The organism is Nissabacter sp. SGAir0207, from assembly GCF_005491205.1.
Classification (GTDB): domain Bacteria; phylum Pseudomonadota; class Gammaproteobacteria; order Enterobacterales; family Enterobacteriaceae; genus Chimaeribacter.
Genome location: NZ_CP028035.1, coordinates 1,819,505 through 1,838,935, shown reverse-complemented (window position 1 = coordinate 1,838,935; position 19,431 = coordinate 1,819,505). Strand labels below are relative to the sequence as shown.

The 19,431-nt window shown below is 59.4% G+C and carries 15 protein-coding genes; 4 read left to right on the top strand and 11 right to left on the bottom strand.

What is annotated here, in order from left to right; genetic code table 11:
• Positions 1-2 precede the first annotated feature (2 nt).
• The 8 genes from tssH to C1N62_RS07885 all read right to left on the bottom strand — a co-directional run bounded on the left by tssH (position 3) and on the right by C1N62_RS07885 (position 10,645).
• Positions 3-2,663 (bottom strand): type VI secretion system ATPase TssH, encoded by a 2,661-nt coding sequence (gene tssH, locus C1N62_RS07920; RefSeq protein ID WP_137763114.1) that lies wholly within the window; start codon positions 2,661-2,663, stop codon positions 3-5.
• A 233-nt stretch (positions 2,664-2,896) separates the two neighbouring features.
• Entirely contained in the window at positions 2,897-3,388 is a 492-nt protein-coding gene (locus C1N62_RS07915; protein WP_137763113.1) for an Hcp family type VI secretion system effector, read from the bottom strand.
• 3 nt (positions 3,389-3,391) lie between these two features.
• A complete protein-coding gene (locus tag C1N62_RS07910) occupies positions 3,392-5,098 on the bottom strand; it encodes an OmpA family protein (protein ID WP_137763112.1) in 1,707 nt (568 codons plus the stop codon).
• Positions 5,095-5,784 (bottom strand): type VI secretion system protein TssL, short form, encoded by a 690-nt coding sequence (gene tssL / locus C1N62_RS07905; protein WP_137763111.1) that lies wholly within the window; start codon positions 5,782-5,784, stop codon positions 5,095-5,097. Before tssL ends, C1N62_RS07910 begins: the two co-directional genes overlap by 4 nt.
• Positions 5,781-7,124, bottom strand: coding sequence for a type VI secretion system baseplate subunit TssK (gene tssK / locus C1N62_RS07900; protein ID WP_168195885.1), 1,344 nt, complete (start codon positions 7,122-7,124; stop codon positions 5,781-5,783). Before tssK ends, tssL begins: the two co-directional genes overlap by 4 nt.
• Before the next feature lie 10 nt (positions 7,125-7,134).
• Complete coding sequence (tssC, locus tag C1N62_RS07895) at positions 7,135-8,685, bottom strand: type VI secretion system contractile sheath large subunit (protein ID WP_137763109.1); 1,551 nt, start codon at positions 8,683-8,685, stop codon at positions 7,135-7,137.
• A gap of 26 nt (positions 8,686-8,711) precedes the next feature.
• Positions 8,712-9,209 carry a type VI secretion system contractile sheath small subunit gene (gene tssB, locus C1N62_RS07890; protein WP_137763108.1) on the bottom strand — a complete coding sequence of 166 codons (498 nt, stop codon included), beginning with the start codon at positions 9,207-9,209 and terminating at the stop codon, positions 8,712-8,714.
• Between the two features lie 629 nt (positions 9,210-9,838).
• Positions 9,839-10,645: a hypothetical protein gene (locus tag C1N62_RS07885; RefSeq protein WP_137763107.1), complete on the bottom strand. Its 807-nt coding sequence runs from the start codon at positions 10,643-10,645 to the stop codon at positions 9,839-9,841.
• Positions 10,646-10,976: 331 nt separating this feature from the next.
• On the opposite strand from C1N62_RS07885, the gene nadE reads away from it, so the two are divergent.
• Both nadE and C1N62_RS07875 read left to right on the top strand, forming a co-directional pair.
• Positions 10,977-11,804 carry an ammonia-dependent NAD(+) synthetase gene (gene nadE / locus C1N62_RS07880; protein ID WP_137763106.1) on the top strand — a complete coding sequence of 276 codons (828 nt, stop codon included), beginning with the start codon at positions 10,977-10,979 and terminating at the stop codon, positions 11,802-11,804.
• A gap of 123 nt (positions 11,805-11,927) precedes the next feature.
• Positions 11,928-13,130 carry a multidrug effflux MFS transporter gene (locus C1N62_RS07875; RefSeq protein WP_137763105.1) on the top strand — a complete coding sequence of 401 codons (1,203 nt, stop codon included), beginning with the start codon at positions 11,928-11,930 and terminating at the stop codon, positions 13,128-13,130.
• A 5-nt stretch (positions 13,131-13,135) separates the two neighbouring features.
• On the opposite strand, the gene dadX is transcribed toward C1N62_RS07875, so the two are convergent.
• Together dadX and C1N62_RS07865 are read right to left on the bottom strand one after the other, a co-directional pair.
• Positions 13,136-14,209, bottom strand: a complete 1,074-nt coding sequence (gene dadX / locus C1N62_RS07870) for a catabolic alanine racemase DadX (RefSeq protein WP_137763104.1) — start codon at positions 14,207-14,209, stop codon at positions 13,136-13,138.
• A gap of 56 nt (positions 14,210-14,265) precedes the next feature.
• Entirely contained in the window at positions 14,266-15,570 is a 1,305-nt protein-coding gene (locus C1N62_RS07865) for a D-amino acid dehydrogenase (protein WP_137763103.1), read from the bottom strand.
• A gap of 582 nt (positions 15,571-16,152) precedes the next feature.
• Here C1N62_RS07865 and C1N62_RS07860 point away from each other — a divergent pair.
• Entirely contained in the window at positions 16,153-17,682 is a 1,530-nt protein-coding gene (locus tag C1N62_RS07860; RefSeq protein ID WP_137763102.1) for a SpoVR family protein, read from the top strand.
• A 60-nt stretch (positions 17,683-17,742) separates the two neighbouring features.
• Here C1N62_RS07860 and fadR read toward each other — a convergent pair whose 3' ends face one another.
• A complete protein-coding gene (gene fadR / locus C1N62_RS07855; RefSeq protein ID WP_137763101.1) occupies positions 17,743-18,462 on the bottom strand; it encodes a fatty acid metabolism transcriptional regulator FadR in 720 nt (239 codons plus the stop codon).
• 281 nt (positions 18,463-18,743) lie between these two features.
• Between fadR and dsbB the strand changes: the two genes are divergently transcribed.
• On the top strand, positions 18,744-19,274 hold the full coding sequence (dsbB, locus tag C1N62_RS07850) for a disulfide bond formation protein DsbB (RefSeq protein ID WP_137763100.1): 531 nt from the start codon (positions 18,744-18,746) through the stop codon (positions 19,272-19,274).
• The last annotated feature ends 157 nt before the right edge of the window (positions 19,275-19,431 follow it).

Here is a 19,431-nt window from a genome sequence, read left to right as displayed (position 1 = left end):
GGTCACTCCTTGTCGCTGCCATTCAGATGGCTCTGCTCGCCCAAGTCCAGCACCACGCCCTCCTCCTCGTGCCAGCCAAGGGTCAGAGTGTGTGGTTGCTGCCCCGCGGCCAGATGAGCCAGCAGTTGCTGGCTCAGTACTGGCAGGATCTGCTGGTTGAGCAGGCTATCGATATTGCGCGCGCCAGTGTCTGGCAGCAGGCAGGCGGCGGTCAGGGCATCGTACAGGCTCTCTTCAATCTGGCTCCGGATGCCGTAGTGGCGTGTCAGGCGGCCAGTGACCTTCTCAAGTTTCATCTCCACGATGGTGCGTAAGGCACTTTCGCTGAGCGGGCGGTAAAGTACCGTCTGGAAGCGAGCCAACAGCGCAGGCTGGAAGTGATCGCGCAGCAGCGGCCGCACCAGCTCGTGGAGATCGGACTCTGTGGCCGCTGGCTGCTCCTCCAACAGTTGCATGATGTGATCGCCACCGAGGTTGGAGGTCATCAGAATGACGGTGTGGCGGAAATCGATCTCGCGCCCTTCGCCGTCACGCATAAAGCCCCGGTCAAAGACCTGATAGAAGAGGTTCATCACATCACGGTGCGCTTTTTCGACCTCGTCGAGCAGCACTACGCTGTAGGGACGCTTGCGTACCGCTTCAGTGAGGATGCCCCCCTGACCATAGCCGACGTATCCCGGCGGGGAGCCTTTAAGCTGGGAAACCGTGTGCGGCTCCTGATATTCTGAGAGGTTGAGGGTAATCAGTGACTTTTCACCGCCATACAGGCAGTCGGCCAGCGCCAACGCGGTTTCAGTTTTCCCGGTGCCGCTGGGGCCGGCAAGCAGGAAGACGCCTTGGGGGCCATTCTCAGCAGTCAAGCCGGTTTTGGCCGCGCGTAGGCGCTGCGCAATGGCATTCAGCGCGGCGGCCTGACCCACCACCCGTTTGCCCAGATCATCTTCCAGCGACAGCAGCTCGCTCTGCTCATCCTTCATCAGGGTCGAGAGCGGTATGCCTGTCCAGTCTGCGATAACGTTGGCAACGGTACGGCTGTCAACATCCACCTGAATCAGTGCTCCCTCTTTTTGCAGCGCGTCCAGTTGCTGTTGTCGTGCCGGTAGCTCCGCCTGACGCGCGCTATCGCGGCGGCACGCCATCAACGCCTCCACCTGAGCCCGCTCCTCAATCAGGCGCGCCTCCTGCTGCTGCAAGGTGGTGGTCAGCGCCACACGTTGCGTTTCAATCTCCTGCAGACGCTCGCCGGGCAGGCTGCTGCCCGTGGCAATATCATCCCGCAACGCCTGCTCTTCCAGCGCCAGAGCGGTGAGTTGGGCCTTAAGGCAGGTGATCGTTTCTGGCACCGTATCCAGGCTGATGCGGACTCGGGCGGCGGCAGTGTCCAATAGGTCTACCGCTTTATCCGGCAGTTGCCGGCCGGTGAGATAGCGGCGGGAGAGCGTGACCGCGGTGCGCACCGCGGCATCGGTGATATGCACGCCGTGGTGCAGGGCATAGCGGGATTTCAGGCCGCGCAGCATCAGACAGGCGGAATCGTCATCGGGTTCATCCACGCTCACCCGTTGGAAACGGCGCTCCAGTGCGGCGTCGCGCTCAAAATATTGCTTGTACTCACTCCAGGTGGTGGCGGCAATGGTTCGCAACTCCCCGCGCGCCAAAGCAGGTTTCAGCAGGTTAGCCGCATCTGCGCCCCCGGCCTGATTGCCGGCGCCAATGATGGTGTGCGCCTCATCAATGAACAACAGCACCGGATTGGGTGACTGCTGTACGGCATCAATGATATTTTTTAGCCGCTGCTCAAACTCCCCTTTCACGCCAGCACCGGCCTGCAACAGCCCAAGATCCAGGGTACGCACACTGACGGTTTTCAGGCTGTCAGGGACGTTGCCCTGCGCAATGCGCAGCGCCAGCCCCTCCACCAGCGCGGTTTTGCCCACGCCCGGCTCGCCCACCAGAATGGGATTATTTTTACGGCGGCGGGAGAGAATATCCACCATCTGGCGGATCTCATTGTCGCGGCCAAAAATGGGGTCAATCTCCTCGGCCCGTGCCTTTGCGGTAATGTCTTGGGTGAATCTGTCCAACACGCTCTGCAATGCATCAGCGAGGGCGGGAGAGGCCGTGTCTGTAGGGGAAACCGACGTCACGCCCTCGGCTGCTGGCGATAAGCCTGCCTCCTGTTGCCGTGCTGGCCGTTCATCAGATTGCACATCCAGCAGCGGGCGCAGCCGCTCCACCTGGCTGATGCGCAGGCTCAACAGCGGCCACAGGCTGTTGCAACTGACCAGTTTAGGATTCTCCACCAGCGCCGCCAGCAAGTGGGCACTACGGATCTGCGTGTCACCCTCGTCCTGTGATGCCGCCAGCCACGCCTGACGGATCAGGCTCATCAGATTATCTGCAAGCTGCGGCCGTCCTTTGACGGCGTGCGGCAGGCGATCCAGATGGACCAGCAGACCTTGCCACAGGCCATCCAGATCCCACTCATAACGGCGGGCGATAACGGTTATGTCGCCCTCCCCCTGCTCCAGCAGTTTCAGGATCAGGTGTTCGGGTGTGATTTCTCTATGCGCCCGTGTTTGGCAAAGGCTGGCTGCCGCTTCCAGCGCGCCAGCGCAGTAAGGGTTGAGGCGTCGTAACAGGGAGGCTGACTGGTGTTCCATGAAGGTTCCTTTCTTCGTGTGAGGGCATCCGGTTTCAGGCACGCTACCGCCCGTCGCCATTAACCGGGGCGCATAAGGTCTAGGTTCTGAGGTGTGTTTTGCTTAACGACCGCCGGGCAGGCGTTCAGCAAAAGAGTGCGTCAGGCCAATTTTCTGAACGGGAAGGCGTGAAATGTGGGCCGCCCCGCCAAGATGCCCTGTTCCGGCAGGGGGTGCCGGAACAGGGTGTTGCATCAGGCTGTGGCGCGCTCATTCCAGGAGTCGGAATAGATGATGTTGCCGTCTTTGTAGGTCCAGGTGATTTTTTCGTAACGAAGCTCAACCTGTTCCATATGGTTGTGCTTGTCCTTGGCAGGGTCTTTGACGTCGTACATCACCGGTGTGACGCTCACCAGTTTCACGTTCTCCAGCAGGGTATTGAAATACTCCTCTTCCTGACCGGCTTCGTTGATGCGGTACCATTTAAATTCGGCCGATTTCAGGGTCTGACCACTGGACACCGCCCGGTACAGATAAGGGGTGGAGCCGTCGGTCTCTTTGGTCAGTACCACCGGCGAATGCACCCGGGTGCCGGTCAGCTTGCCGGTATTGTTGTCGGTCGGAATGTGCAATTTGTGAGTGAACTCCGTGACCTCAATGCTGCCTTCACGGCCCTGCACGTCGACGGCCCCTTTGATGTGTGCGCCGCCGTCATCCTTCAGCCACAGATAGACTGGAATAGCCATATGTTAATTCTCCATTAGGTGAGTAGAAGCCTCGGCCGTTCCCGGTGAGGCCAGGTTAGTTGCCGGCAACCGACAGGCATCTGCCTGCGGCACCAGACTGATTTCGACACGCCGGTTAGCCGCGCGGCCCACCGAGGTTTCGTTGGATTGCAAAGGTCGGCTCTCTCCATAGCCCTGTACCGCAAAACAGCTCTCCGGTACGTCGCCGGTGTCGCGCATCCAGTTGCGTACGGAGACTGCCCGCCTTAGCGAAAGCTGTTGGTTGGTACGTTCATCGCCGACATTGTCGGTATGTCCAGCGACGACAATCAGCCAGCCCGGTTTCGCCTTAATATCCACCAGCGAGTTCACCAGCATTTTTGTTGAGCCCGCTTTCAACTCTGCCCGGCCAGAATCGAACAGTGACATGCTGTCGAGACGGACAATTTTGGGTGGTTTCGGGGCAGGCTTGGGCGGCGGCGCAGGCGGCGTATAGGTACGGATGACATCCAATATGGGCATTCGCAGCCGGGTGCCTTGATAGAGCCCGAGGCTCAGGCGAAGTGGCTCGCCACCGCGCGCCCACTCATCCAGCTGCGCCAGATCCTGACGCAGCACGTTGACAGCCTCTGCCTTGGGACGGTGGTCATTCATCGGGATACGTTGATAGTGCTGAATGTCAAAGCTCAGGCGTTGCACCAGCTGGCGGTTGTTCCAGCCACTGCTACACAGCGCAAAGATGGCGGCAACAATAAAGAGGGTAAAGCCCGATCGGCAGGCCCGTTGGCGTGGCGTCAGGCCATGTCCCTCCGGTAACAACGGCAAAATAAAGTCAGGTAACAGCGGTGCGTGGGGAAGATCGTTATCCGCTGGCTGCCACCCGATGACCTGACGCAGTGCCGTATGTTGCTGCAACCAGAGTGCCCAGAGGGAGTGCAGCTGTAGGGCATCCATCACGGGGCCCATCCCCCACAGCACTGCCGCAGGTTGCAGACCAGGCATATCCGGGTCACTGTTTGTCAAGGTGGCGACCACATGTTGCTGGAACCAATCCACCAGCGCGTTCATCAGCACCTGGTGTTGGAGGGCCGCCGCGCCCCCGGCTTCTAACCAGTCATCGGCCGGGCCGAAGGGCGACACGCCATCCCAGACGCAGAGGCGTTCATTGGGCAACGAAGCCTGCCAGATCATCTGCTTCATCATGGCGCTGCCTGCCACTCCCTGTAGCACCAAGGGAATGGCGAGGCCGCTAGCCCGGCGTAACCGGCCAAGCTTCCAGCGCAGAGACAACAAATGGCTGGTCAGGGTCTCAATGTCATCATGCTGTTGCGGGCAGACCGTCACCATTACTGAGAGTTGACGCCCCCAGTCCGGTCGTAGCCGCAGCACCTGGCGGGCAACCTGTTCGACATCCTGATGCGCGGCCACACGGATCCAGCACCCCTGGCTGGCCGCGAGCACCGCGGTCTCTGCCGGCCAAGGGTATGGCATGTCGCCGCAGACCAACACCACAGGCTGGCGGTAAGCGGCATTGGGGAGGTGAGCAAGCTGAATCTCTTCATCGGCTTCATGTCGGCGGGTGGTGACAGCAAAGACAACGCCAATAAGCCCCCAGATTGCCAGCATTAACAGGATGGCGGCCAGACGGGGGACAGGCAGAAAACCTTGGCAGACCAGTCCGCTCAGCAGCACTGCCCAGAGCGCCAGCAGGCGCTTTTGTGCCAGACTCATGGCATGGCTCCTGGTAGCAGGGTGGCCAGCAGGTGGTCAAGCCAGCGATTAAGCCCCCACCATAAAGCGGCCAACCCCAGCAGGCTGACGCCAAGGCGTATCGGCCAGGAGGAGATGAACCCACCTTGCGCCCACGTCCGCGAGGCCGCCGCCAGTACCGGCTGGCTCTGCGCCACGGCGAAGGGCGGAACCCGCTCTGTCAGTGCCTTGAGGAGCTTTTCACGGTCGGGATCGTTGAGCGTCCGGTACTCCCCAAGGAACCCCAGCATCATCACCCGGTGAAAGCAGGTGAGCACCGCAAGGTCTGGCGCGGGTTCACGCAGCAGCTCACGCATACGGCCACACAACGTATCTCCGGCTTCAATGGTGCCGAGGAAGTGGCCCTGCAAAGGAATGTCATACCACTGCATACAGGCATCATCATGACTCCCCCGGCTCTTGACGGCCTCATCCAGCAGGGCGCACTGGGCGATAAGAATGTGCCGGCAGCTGGCCTCATCCATACCCGCAGCGCGCAACGCCTGTTGTACCTGCTCAACATCGGCCACACACCGCTCCCATAACCTGCGCCCGCCCCCCTCTTCGAACTCGGGCCCATGGCGCAGGCTAATCGCCTGCAACCAGGTGTTTTGCAGCAGCGCATCAATGTCAGGGGATAAAATTGAACTGCTTTGGTTAGCACTCATGTTCTTAGCACCGCATAGAGTTCAAGTTCTGGGTCACCCAGTGTGCCTGGGACGTAAAACATACAGTGCCCGCTTGCCAGCATCTCCTGAGCCGCCGGGTGGCTCAGATCAAGCGAGAAATATTGATTCTCCAAACGCAGGGGAATGGCGGCCGGAACATGGCGCAGCGGGTTAAGGGGAATGCCCTGCCGCGACGCATTGACCAGGCTGGTCACATAATCCGGGCTGCCAACCTTGCACTGCCGCGGGAACTGCTCCTGAATTTGCGCCACTGGCATGGATGAGCGCACCGACAGGTAGTAATCCGCCCCGTCGCGCAGGCGGGGGTCTTGCAACTGGGCGTGCCACTGACGCATCCGCTTGTCGCACGTCAGCTCAATGGCGACCACACGTGACGGCAGGCTGGCCTCCAGCAAATCGCTCAACAGGTCAAACAATGGTGGGAAAACCGCGTTGAGTTGCGTGTGTTGATAGTTCGGAATGGCGCTGACCTTATGCGCAAGGGAGAAGGTCAGTAAGCTGCCGGCCAGACGGGCAAGCTCTGGATAGAGACGCTCGACAGGGCTTTGTGGTGCCTGCCAGAACTGGTTCAACACCGGTTCAGCGCTGTTCAGGGCATTGAGTAGCCAAAACAGTGAGACGTCCGCGACGGCAAAATCTGCCATCCGCTCATTGCTTTCACGACGCATCGCCATCAGGCGGCTCAGGCGTGCGCGTAGCTGAACCAGTAGCTGCTCCAGGTGGGTCATCAGCCAGCGGCTGCTGTTGATGTTTAACAGGGGCGGCAGGAATGCCTCGTCCAGTATCCAGTTGCCCTGCGAATCTTGAAGTAAACGTGCCACTGGGCAGGTGAGGTAGTCACTGTTGTCCTGATGGGCAAACCGTAGCGTCAGCTCTGGCTGAATGACCGCAATCTGGCGATCGTCATCACCGAAATGGTTGCGGATATCGTGCCAGCGCTGGCGGTAACGCACTGGCCGATCCGCTGTCTCATCCGGCTTCAGGCAGTTGTTTCCATTTGCCCGCAGCAACGGCAATGCCAGTACCACCACATTCTCTTGCTGTTCACCATCAAGGAGCAGCGCGGGCGGCAAGGCATCGGCATTGTCCGTATCAATCAGGGTTCCATCCTGAAAACGGACATGCAGCCGGTGCGCCTGCAGGCGGCCAAGCGCCAGCATCTGGGGTTCAAAGGAGACGTGCAGAATACCCCACGGATGGGACAGGCCCATCCGTGCGATACACTCCTCCGTCCAGGCCGCATAGGCGGCCTGTTGTTGAAAATGCTGGGGCGAGAGCATGATGCCCCGACCCCATAAAGGTTGTTCTGTTTTCACCAGATCCCCTGTCTTACGATTTGGCCTTTGGCATCTGGCTGACCAGTGACAAGTTGACGTCCATCCCTTCCACCTGGAAGTGCGGCACGGCGTAGAGTTTCACGCGGAAGAAGCCAGGATTGTCCTCGATATCCTCCACCACCACTTTCGCGTCGCGCAGCGGGTGTGAAGCTTGCAGCTCGTCGCCTGGATCGGTCATTTCAGTGACCAGCGTGCGCACCCAAGTATTCAGCTCCAGCTCCAACAGGCGGCGATCCTTGGTGGTACCGATGTTTTCGCGCTGAATCAGCTTCAGGTAGTGAGCAATGCGAGACAGCAGGAAGATGTAGGGCAGGCGCGCATTGATGCGGCTGTTTGCCGTGGCATCCGGGGCATCAAACAGTGCCGGTTTCTGGGCGGAGTTGGCCGAGAAGAAGCAGGCGTAGTCGCGGTTTTTGTAGAACGAGAGCGGGATGAAACCGAGGTTGGCGAACTCAAATTCACGGGTTTCAGGGATCATCACCTCAGAGGGAATTTTCACCTGGCTGCCGGTGCCGAGATCGTACAGGTGGATTGGCAGATCCGTGACCGCCCCACCCGCCTGCGGCCCACGGATCTGGACACACCAGCCATTTTTGATGAAGCTGCGCACCATGTTGGCGGCAAAGGCGAACGCAGCGCTGGTCCAGAGGTACTTCTCATGATCCGGGCCTTTCACCTGCTCAACGTAGTTGAAGCTGCGCACCGGCACCGTGTCCGGGCCATACGGCAGGCGACCCAGCACGCGCGGCATGGTCAGGCCGATGTAGCGGGCGTCATCGGTGTCACGGAACGCTTTCCACTTGATGTATTCGGCACGGTCAAAGTAGTTGCCGATGTCCTTGATGGCCGCCACCTCCTCCATCGACTCTTTCATGAAGAATTTCGGGCCAACGGTGCCAATGAAAGGCATGTGGGCGGATGCCGCCACCTTGGAGATATTGCGCAGCAGCGCCACATCTTGCGCCGAGGCATCAAACTCATAGGAGGAGACCAACGCCGCCACCGGTTCGCCGCCGGGGGTGTCATACTCCTGGGTGTAGGTGTGGTAATAGAGGCCGCTCTGGACAATCTCTGGCGCATCCTCAAAGTCCTGGCGCAGATCCTCTTTGGAGACATCCAGGATCTCGGTCTTGACGTTCTGGCGGTAATCGGTGCGGTCCACCAGGTGTTTCAGCCCGCGCCACAGCGACTCCACCTGCTGGAACTCCGGGTGGTGCATCACTTGATCCAGCTGGCGGCTGATCTGGTAATCCAGTTCGGCGATGTGGTGATCCAGCAGTGCTTTATCCAGCTTCTCCACTTTTTGGCGGGAGAGGTGCAGACGGGTGAGGAACACCTGCACGGCCGCGGTGACGCGCTCATCGGCGCTGGCGTCGGCCATGGCCTGATTGTCCTGCCAGACGTTCAAATCACGCAGCTCGGCAACCGGCTTCAGGTTAATTTTGTCAAACAGGGAGGCATAGACGCCACCCGCATGCGGCTGTTCCACGACAGCGGTGCTACCGGCGGCAGAGAGGGTTTCGTTTTTTACAGACATCAGCATAATCCTGTGTTATTCCATGAAAAGCATCAGGCTTCTTTCGACGCCAGCGCCGAAATCTCGTCACGCAAATCGTCGCTCAGGGCCGGATCCTTCAGGATGGCCTCCAGCTCTTTACGGAAGGTGGTGTTGTCCAGCAGGTTGGATTTGAGGTCGCGTAACAGGTTACGCATCGCGAGCATCGCCTTGAGCTGTGGGATCTGCCGCGCTACCCGCTCCGGTTCAAAGTCCTTCATCTCGTTGAACACCAGCTTTACGCTCTCTTCGCTGCCATCGCCGGCCAGCGTGTTCTCGACGGTAAGGTTGACGCAGGGATGGAGGTCTGACAGGACGCTGTCAAAATTATTTTTGTCGATATTCATTTTCTCGCGTTCAGAGATTGGCCGGTGCTCCTGACCGTGGCTGAAATCCCCTGCCACCAGCAGTTTTAGCGGCAACTCGACTTTCTTTTGCGCCCCGCCGGTGTGCAGGTCGAGTTTAATATTGACGCGGGCCTTGGGTATTTCCGACTGGAAAGACTCTGACATGAAATAATCCTTTTAATCGCCATGAGAAGTGAGGAATGCCCAACAAAACAGTGCGCCAACTTTTATGCGCGCAGGCATAAAACGAGCGCAGAGTGGCAGGCGTAATTAACTAAGAAATAGCGCGCACTGTGGTAACAGTGCGCCGTCAGGGTGCTCATCCTATATTCAAAAATAAGCCCAATCAAGCGCAATCACCCCTCTAAAAACAGCAAGATAGGGCGTAATTTGTTACTGAATGGTTGCGGGTAAGCCTAACAAGAAAAGCCGTTTTTTTGCCAACCCGCCTGCCATCAGGCATAGCGCAGGCTTTTTCCCAAATCGGCAAGGTTTTTGAGAAAAACCTATTTTTAGGCTGACTTTAAAAAAGATGTGCGTCTTTTGACATTAATCAAAAATGGTAGATTTTATGGGTGAATTTATCATTATTAATTTATATACAAGGCCAATATATTTCCATCAGGTTACTTTATAAGTAAATATCCAACCGTTATGTCTGGTGCAATAATTTACTTCGGAATCATTTTTCCTTCGAGTAATAACTTAGCGTTAGCGCTAAGTATTAAAAACGCCCCGATAAAATCGGGGCGTGATGCGGGCAGTGCTTTCGTCAACCGGGTTTACTTAGGCTGTCAGGGAAACATTGACTTCATCCCCCCGCCCTCCGCCTCCTCTTCGCGCTCACGCTCCGCCAGCGCCTCAAAGGCCATCGCGGTGGCCGGATCAAACAGGGAGAGCGTCTCAATCTGGTTGAGCATGATCACCTTGCGAAAGTAGAGCGCAGAGATGGGTTCTGACGCTGGCGTAATGCCATGTTTCTGGTAGTAGCTGGCGTAGTTGTGCTCGACCTGCATCTTTTGCGTCTCTGGGTCGCGGAAGCCGCTCACCATCGGGATCAGCACCACATTGTCGGTGGAGCCGCTTTCGCAGCGCAGCGTATGCACCATGCCGATGTAGACACGCCGAGAACGCAGCGTGACAAACACTAAATCGCCTTGGTCCATGCACTGATAGAGCAGCCCCTCCACGCCATTGGAGCGGGTCAATTGCTGGTAGAGGCTCTTGCGCCCGGCCGGGTCGAGGTTGCGGCTGCGTGACCAGGAGGTGCAGAACAGGCAGAGCAGCACTGACACCGCCAGCATGATCACCACCGGCGCCTGAATGCCAAGGAAACTCCACATAATAAAGTCGCGCTGGAGTTGCAGTTCATCCGAGAGCAACCCTGGGATGTGGTTCATCAGGCCCGAAAAGCCCCATAGCAGCAGGTAGACGATGGCGATGACCAGCACGCCCTGAAGCACGAAGATGCAGCCATAGAGCGCTACCACAAAGTAGACGTCCCAGCCAAAGGTGCGCTTGAGTTTAAAGCGTGATGACACGTCACGCGTGGTGTACCAGTACCCGCACACCATCAACACCATAAAGATTGCTGTTCCCATCAGTCAGCCCCCTCCCCGCAGTGGCCAACGGCCAACATGGGCAAGCATCGGGCTTGCGCGTTCTGCATATCTCCTCCTGGTGTTTTCTATGTGAATGAATAGGGTGGACACCGCCGGGCGGGGCCGAGTTCATCGGATTCCCGAAATGGCGCGGCGGCCCGTTAAGCATAGTTAACCTGCTGGATAACCGGCGGATTATCTGCTCAATGTCCACCCGCTTGCGCGTGGCAGGCGCGATCGCGCCTTGTCCTTTCCGATCTGCCGGGTTAGTTTTATAACTAGAATGAAAAGCGTTTATCCGCAATTAACCCGCATTCAGGAGGAAGTGGTCATGGCATTGCAACAAGAGATCATCGAGGCGCTCAAGGTAAAACCACAGATTGATGCGAAGGAGGAGATCCGCCGCAGCGTTGACTTCCTGAAAGCCTATCTTCAATCGGCATCGCTAAAAACACTGGTGCTGGGCATCAGCGGCGGCCAGGATTCGACCCTGACTGGCAAGCTGTGCCAGCTGGCGATTGACGAGTTGCGTGAAGAGAGCGGCAGCGACACCTACCAATTTATCGGTGTGCGCCTGCCCCACGGCAACCAAGCGGATGAGTCTGACTGTCAGGACGCCATCAATTTCATCAAGCCGAGCCGGGTGCTGACGGTCAATATCAAGGAGTCGGTGCTGGCGAGTGAGGCCGCGCTGCGTAAGGCAGGCATTGAACTGAGCGATTTTGTCAAAGGCAATGAGAAGGCGCGTGAGCGCATGAAAGCCCAGTACAGCATTGCCAGCATGACGCAGGGGCTGGTGGTAGGGACAGACCACGCGGCAGAGGCGGTCACCGGCTTCTATACCAAGTATGGCGACGGCGGCACCGACATTAACCCCATCTTCCGCCTTAACAAACGTCAGGGCAAAGCGCTGCTGGCCGAGCTGGGCTGCCCCGAGCACCTCTACAAAAAGGTGCCAACGGCAGATCTGGAGGAGGATCGCCCCGGCCTGCCGGATGAGGTGGCATTGGGCGTGACCTATGAGATGATTGATGATTATCTGGAAGGCAAACAGGTTGAGCCAAACGTGGCGGCGATCATTGAGCGTTGGTACACCCGTACTGAGCACAAGCGCCAGCTGCCGGTCACGGTGTTTGACGACTTCTGGAAGAAAAAATAAGCCCGGCGGCCCTCGCGCCGCCCCTGCCCTGTTTTGACGCGCCGCCCTTCGCGGCGCGTTTCTTTTGCCGCCCGCCCAGACACACAGGCGGCCGGCTGCCGCTGAGGAAGTGTTGTTTACGTTATGCAAAAATTTTTACTGCTGTTGTTGTCCATTGTCCTGCTTGGCCCGCTGGGCATTGATCTCTACCTGCCGACCATCCCGGCGATTGCCGAGGGGCTGGGCACGCCACAATCAGTGATTCAGGCAACCATTTCACTGTTTATTCTGGTGCTCGGTGCCGGGCAGCTGGTGGCTGGCCCGCTGGTGGATAACTATGGCCGCAAACCCGTGGCACTGGCCGGCATCGCGCTCTACCTGGCCGGGGCCGTGGTCGCGGCACTGGCGGTCAGTCCGGCGATGTTTATCGCCTCGCGGCTGATCCAGGGGGTGGCGGTCTGCTGCACCGCCGTGGTGGCCTTCACCGGCGTGCGTGACCGGCTGAACGGCGAAGACGCGGCGCGCGCGTTTGGCTTCCTGAATGGCACGCTCAACATTGTGCCAGCGCTGGCACCCTTGCTGGGCGGCCTGCTGGCGGAGGCGTTTGGCTGGCGCGCGCCCTTCTGGTTCCTTGGCGGCTATGCGGTGGCGGTGTTTATCCTGATTGCGCTGCTGATGCCCGAGACACGCCCGGCGGATACGGTACCGGTGCGCGGTCTGCCGCTGCGCCAGTATGGCGCGATTCTGCGCGATCGCCGTTTCGTCACCTTCGCGCTGGTCAACGCCGGGGCGATGGGCATGGCGCTGACCTATGTGTCGCTGGCACCTACGGTTTTGATGGGTGACGGCGGGCTGTCGCCGCTGCACTTCTCGCTGGCCTTTGGCGCGAATGGTTTCTGGATTTTGTTGGTGAGCGTCATCGCCAACCGCGTGATCCACAAGATGGGCCGCCCGCTCTGTCTGGCAATCGGCAGTGTGCTGATGCTGGTGGGCGCGGCCGGACTGGCGTTGGGCATGGCACTGCTGCCAGCCACCGTGCAGCCGCAGTGGTGGGTCTATATGCTGCCGGTCGCCGCGGCCTGTGCCGGGCTGGCATTTATGATGGGGCCAGCCACCAGCTACGCCCTGGAGCCGTATGGCAGTGAGGCAGGCGTTGCCTCGGCGCTGGTGGGCTTTGTGCAGATGGCAGGTGGCTCGGTGCTTGGGCTGGCGGCGATGGCACTGCCGCTGGCCCCGAAACTCTCGCTGGCGGTGATGATGCTGGCTGGCTGCCTGCTGGCGCTGCGTGCCCGCCGGTTGAGTAAAACCCTGCGCGGCCAGATCACCTCATTGAAGTCGGACGCCTGACCGCCCTAGCCGTGGTAATGGAACGGCACCCTGGCCGTCACCGCTGTCAGTAGCTCATACCCGAGCGTATCAGCGGCGGCGGCCACCTCATCTACCCGCACCTGCTCCCCCCACAACTCCACCGGCGAGCCAATCTGGGCCGCTGGACAGGGCGTCAGATCCACCGCCAGCATATCCATGGAGACCCGCCCAAGGGTGCGCGTCATCACGCCTCCTACGCTGATCGGCGTACCGGTCGGCGCGTGCCGCGGGTAGCCGTCGGCATAGCCACATGCCACCACGCCCATGCGCTGTGGGCCGTCAGCCGTGTAGCGTGCGCCATAGCCGACGCGGTCACCGGCGCGCAGTTGCTGGATGCCGATAATTTCGCTGGTCAGGCTCATGGCAGGCCGCAGGCCGGTCGCAGCGATGTCCTGCGCCACGCCGCTTGGCGACGCGCCATACAAAATAATGCCCGGCCTGACCGCCGCATGGTGGGTCTGCGGGTGCCAGAGGGTGGCGGCCGAGTTGGCGAGGCAGCGCGGCAGTGGCACATCGCGCCCTACCTGTTCAATCACCGCGTACTGCTCGCTCACCCCCTCCGGGGCATCCGCCAGCGCGAAGTGGCTCATCAGCGTCAGGTTGCCCACCTGTGGCAGCGCCTTCAGCCGTTGCCAGGCCGCTGGCAGGGCATCTGGCGCAAAGCCTAAGCGGTTCATGCCGCTGTTGAGCTTCAAGTAGACGTCCAGCGGCGCGGAGAGCCGGGCCTGTGCCAGCGCCTCCACCTGCCAGGCGCTGTGGACGGCGGTGGTAAGGCGGTAGCGATCCAGCAGTGCCAGATCCTCGGCGGCGAAAAAGCCCTCCAGCAACAGGATCGGCCCCTGCCAGCCCGCCTCTCGCAGCGTGATGGCCTCCTCATAGTTCAGCAGCGCATAGCCATCAGCCTGATCGAAAGCCTGCCACATCTGGCGCAGGCCGTGGCCATAGGCATTGGCCTTCACCACGGCCCACAGGTGGGCAGCGGGCGCGGCGCGGCGCGCCACGCCAAGGTTGTGGCGCAGGGCATCCAGGTGAACGGTCGCGGATATCGGACGCGGCATGACAATCTTCCCTCTGTAAACGTGTGTGCCCGGAGGCAGTCAATAGCGAGCTGGCCTTAGCTGACCGGGTGAATGCGGCCCGCACCGGGGCGCGCCGTGGCCTGGAATCCCTCCAGATAACGTGCGACCGAGAGATCCTCATACGGGATGGCCGGTGTCACGCCAGAGACGATGTCCGCCAACAACTGCCCGGAGCCGCAGGCCATCGTCCAGCCCAGCGTGCCGTGGCCGGTGTTGAGGAAGAGGTTCTTCAGCGGCGTGCGGCCCACCACCGGCGTGCCATCCGGCGTCATCGGGCGCAGGCCGGTCCAGAAGGTGGCCTGCTCGACATTGCCGCCACGTGGGTAGAGATCCTTGACCACCATCTCCAGCGTTTCGCGGCGCGCCTGCATCAGGCCGGTGTTGAAGCCGACAATCTCTGCCATGCCGCCCACGCGGATGCGGTTGTCAAACCGGGTGATGGCGATTTTGTAGGTCTCATCCAACACCGTCGAGTGTGGCGCGCCCGCCGGGTCAGTGATTGGGATGGTCAGCGAGTAACCTTTCAGCGGGTAGACTGGGATGGAGACTACCCCTTTTAACAGCGCCGTGGAGTAGGAGCCAAAGGCCACCACATAGCTGTCAGCCGTCAGGGTTTCATTGCCGCACTGGACGCCACGGATGCGATCACCCTCCACCAGCAGGCGATCGACATTGCGGTCAAACAGGAAGGTAACGCCTGCCTGCTTCGCCATCTCCGCCAGCTGGCGGGTAAAGAGCTGGCAGTCGCCAGTCTCATCGTTCGGCAGGCGCAGCCCGCCGGTCAACTTGTGCGCCACCCCGGCCAGTGCTGGCTCCACGCTTGCCAGTTGGGCCGCCTCGAGCAGTTGGTAAGGCACCCCGGCCTCCTGCAACACCGCGATATCCTTGCTGGCATTCTCATACTGCTGGGCCGTGCGGAACAGCTGCAACGTGCCACCCTGCCGCCCCTCATACTGGATGTGGGTCTCCTGGCGCAGCGCCTTCAGGCAGTCGCGGCTGTACTCTGACAGGCGCACCATACGCCCCTTGTTGGTCTGGTAGTGGGACATGTCGCAGTTGCGCAGCATCTGCCACATCCAGCGCAGCTGGAAGCCACTGCCGTCGAGGCGGATCGCCAACGGCGCGTGGCGCTGGAACATCCACTTGATCGCCTTGAGCGGCACGCCGGGCGCGGCCCAGGGGGCAGCGTAACCCGGTGAAATCTGCCCGGCGTTGCCAGCACTGGTCTCCTCCGCCGGGCCGCTCTGGCGATCGATGACGGTCACCTCATGCCCTGCTTTCGCCAGATACCAGGCGCTGGCCACGCCGACGACGCCACTTCCCAAAACCAACACACGCATAGCGATCTCACCTTTGGCTTGATAAAGCACAATCTTCTGTTAACGACAAATTAACGCAACAGAAAAAACCATCCAACAATATCCACGATAGTCGTGACTGTTTTCACAAATATTTATCCTTTATCATCCGATCTTTTTCAATAGCCGGGATCAAATAGCGATAAGATCCGGCTTAGGCCCCCTGCAAGCAGAAATCTGGTGCTTTTTTGCTGGCAATGACAGCACTGACAGCGGCGAACGGATCGGCCTGCCAGCGGGGCTTTTTTGCCGCAGCTTGTTTCAGCCCATCGTCACATCCGCAGCATTTAATATCGCTACAGTGGGCAGTTGCCCCATACTTATTGTTGCACCCCGCTGGAAAGCGCCTGACAGATGGCGGATGATAGGCTTTGGCCCTGCCTACCGCGGCCTGTGGGCGGATAGGTGCAGGTGGTGCGTATCGCGCTAACCGGCTGCTTTTTCTAGCGGAGTGTGAGGCTGGATGGCCTGCCACCGGCGGTGGCCTAACCCGATGTGTAAAGTTTGAGCTACGATTGATAGTGGGCCGGCAAGATCAGGCCAAACAACAATGAGGGTGCGCTGATGACGATGACGCAAGAGCAGATTAAACAGGAACGCCTGAGTGATGGCCCGGACTGGACATTCGAGCTGCTTCAGGTCTATCTGGAACAGATTGATCGGGTGGCCAAACTCTACCGACTGGACACCTATCCCCACCAGATCGAGGTGATTACCTCTGAGCAGATGATGGACGCCTACTCCAGTATCGGCATGCCCATCAACTATACCCACTGGTCGTTCGGCAAAAAGTTCATCGAGACGGAGCAGCGCTACAAGCATGGCCAGCAAGGGCTGGCGTATGAGATTGTGATCAACTCCAATCCCTGTATCGCCTATCTGATGGAAGAGAACACCATGACCATGCAGGCGCTGGTGATGGCCCACGCCTGCTATGGCCACAACTCCTTCTTCAAGAATAACTACCTGTTCCGTAGCTGGACAGATGCCGGTTCCATCGTTGACTACCTGCTGTTCGCCCGCCACTACATCAGCGAGTGCGAGGAGCGCTATGGCGTGGATGAGGTGGAGAAGCTGCTCGACTCCTGCCATGCGCTGATGAACTATGGCGTCGACCGCTACAAACGCCCGCAGAAGATCTCCTTGCAAGAGGAGCGCGCCCGGCAGAAGAGCCGCGAGGAGTACCTGCAAAGCCAGGTGAACTCGCTGTGGCGTACCCTGCCACGCCGTGAGCGCGAAGAGGCACCAGAGGTGGCGCGCCGCTTCCCGGCCGAGCCGCAGGAGAACCTGCTCTACTTCATGGAGAAGAACGCCCCGCTGCTGGAGCCGTGGCAACGTGAGGTGCTGCGCATCGTGCGCAAGATTAGCCAGTACTTCTATCCGCAGAAGCAGACCCAGGTGATGAATGAGGGGTGGGCCACCTTCTGGCACTACACCATCCTTAACCACATGTATGACGAGGGGCTGGTCAGCGAGCGCTTCATGATGGAGTTCCTGCACAGCCATACCAACGTGGTCTACCAGCCGCCCTATAACAGCCCCTATTACAGCGGCATCAACCCCTACGCGCTGGGCTTCGCCATGTTCCAGGACATCAAACGCATCTGCCAGAACCCGACGGAGGAGGATCGCTACTGGTTCCCGGACATCGCTGGCTCTGACTGGCTGGATACCCTGCACTTCGCGATGCGTGATTTCAAGGATGAGAGCTTTATCAGCCAGTTCCTGTCGCCCAAGGTGATGCGCGACTTCCGGCTGTTCACCGTGCTGGATGACGATCACAATAACTATCTGGAGATCGCCGCCATCCATAATGAGGAGGGTTACCGTGCCATCCGCCAGTCGCTGTCGGCACAGTACAACCTCAGCAACCATGAGCCGAATATCCAGGTCTGGAACGTTGACCTGCGTGGCGATCGCTCCCTCACGCTGCGTTACATCCCGCATGAGCGCGCGCCACTGGACAAGAGCCGTCGGGAGGTGATGAAGCATATCCACCGCCTGTGGGGCTTTGATGTCTACATGGAGCAGAAAAATGATGATGGCAGCGTGGAGCTGCTGGATCGCTGCCCGCCGCGCACCTCGCCGCTCTGATGACCGGCCAGCAAAAAGGGCGCCTGCGGGCGCCCTTTTTATGACATGCGGATTGCGTACTTAGCGGCGGATCTCCGCGATATCACGCGGGATGGCACCCTGCATACCGTGCCAGATAGCGCCGCTCTCCTTGCCGTAGTTGCGCACGCACTCCATCACCTGATCGTGCATGTTGTCGCGGCTCAGCGCTGAGAGGCGCTCATAGAAGTCCAGCGCCAACTGGCGGGCCTCCGGGTTGGAGAAGTAGTAACGCCCAACGCGCATATAGAGGCCGCGCAGGCCGTTGAGGATCAGGCCATAGATTGGGTTGCCGGAAGCAAACGCCAGCCCACGGAAGATACCGTAATCCAGCTCGGCAAACGCATCCGCATTGTCCTCCACGGCAGAAGCCTGTTCGAGGATTTCACACGCCTGCTCCGGGTGGTGGCGCACTGCGGTGCGGATAAAGAGCGAGGCGATGTTGGTGCGCACTGCCAGCAGATTGTCGATCAGCTGCGGTACGCTGTCATGATCGAGGCGAGCCAGCGTCTCCAGGATGTTCAACCCGGAGGTCTCCCAGAAGTTGTTGACCCGCGTGGGTTTGCCGTGCTGGATCGTCAGCCAGCCATCGCGTGCCAGACGCTGCAAGACTTCACGCAGCGTGGTACGGGTGACCCCGATCAGCTCTGACAGCTCACGCTCCGCGGGCAAAATAGAGCCAGGGGGGAAGCGATTATTCCAGATACTCTCAATAATGTACTCTTCCGCGAAACCGGCAGGACTTTGCGCCTTTATAACCATGTGTTTAACGTTCCGTAGCGACATATATAAGCCAAATATTTCAGCTCATCATACCAGACGTCCAGGCCAGGTTATAGCACCAAAAGCTAACATTAACTGAATGCCTGCGCAGTGGCTTGCCGCCGCCCCTGTTCATGCCAGGGCGCGTGGGCGCGGCATTTATCCCTAAAAACTCCTGCCTCATTTACCGCTTTTTACGCATATTTGTGCAACGGTGGCTGGCAGCGCCAGTAATTTGGTTTACACTGCCGCTCAGACAGTTATCGCATGGACAGGACATTATGTTGCACTTTCTAAACCGTTGCTCCCGGGGGCGCGGTGCCTGGTTATTACTTGCTTTTGCCGCGTTGGTGCTGGAACTGACTGCCCTCTATTTCCAGCATGTGATGATGCTGAAACCCTGTGTCATGTGCATCTATGAGCGCTGCGCACTGTTCGGGGTCATGCTGGCCGCACTGGTGGGCGCACTGGCCCCGGCGACGCCGCTGCGCTTCGTGGCGATGGCCGGCTGGATCTATAGCGCGTGGGAGGGCATTCGCCTGTCATGGGAGCACACCATGATTCAGCTCCACCCCTCGCCCTTTGCCACCTGCGATTTTGCCGCCCGTTTCCCAAGCTGGCTGCCGCTGGACAAATGGTTGCCCAGCGTGTTTGTCGCCACGGGCGATTGTGCGGAGAAGCAGTGGGAGTTCCTCTCACTCAGTATGCCGCAGTGGCTGGTGGTGGTGTTCGCCATCTTTATGCTGATTGCCCTGCTGGTCGTACTGGCACAGTTCTTCCCGCCCCGACGCCGCGACCTCTTTAACCGCTAAAAAAACGGCGCCTGCGGGCGCCGTCTTTATGTGTATTTATCATATCCATTCATAAATACTATCATATCGATAGAAGCAACCGATTTACTTAAATTCCCTGCCTATGGCATTGTCTTTACAGACAAAAGCGAAGCAATGTCTGCCCAACACCAGGTTT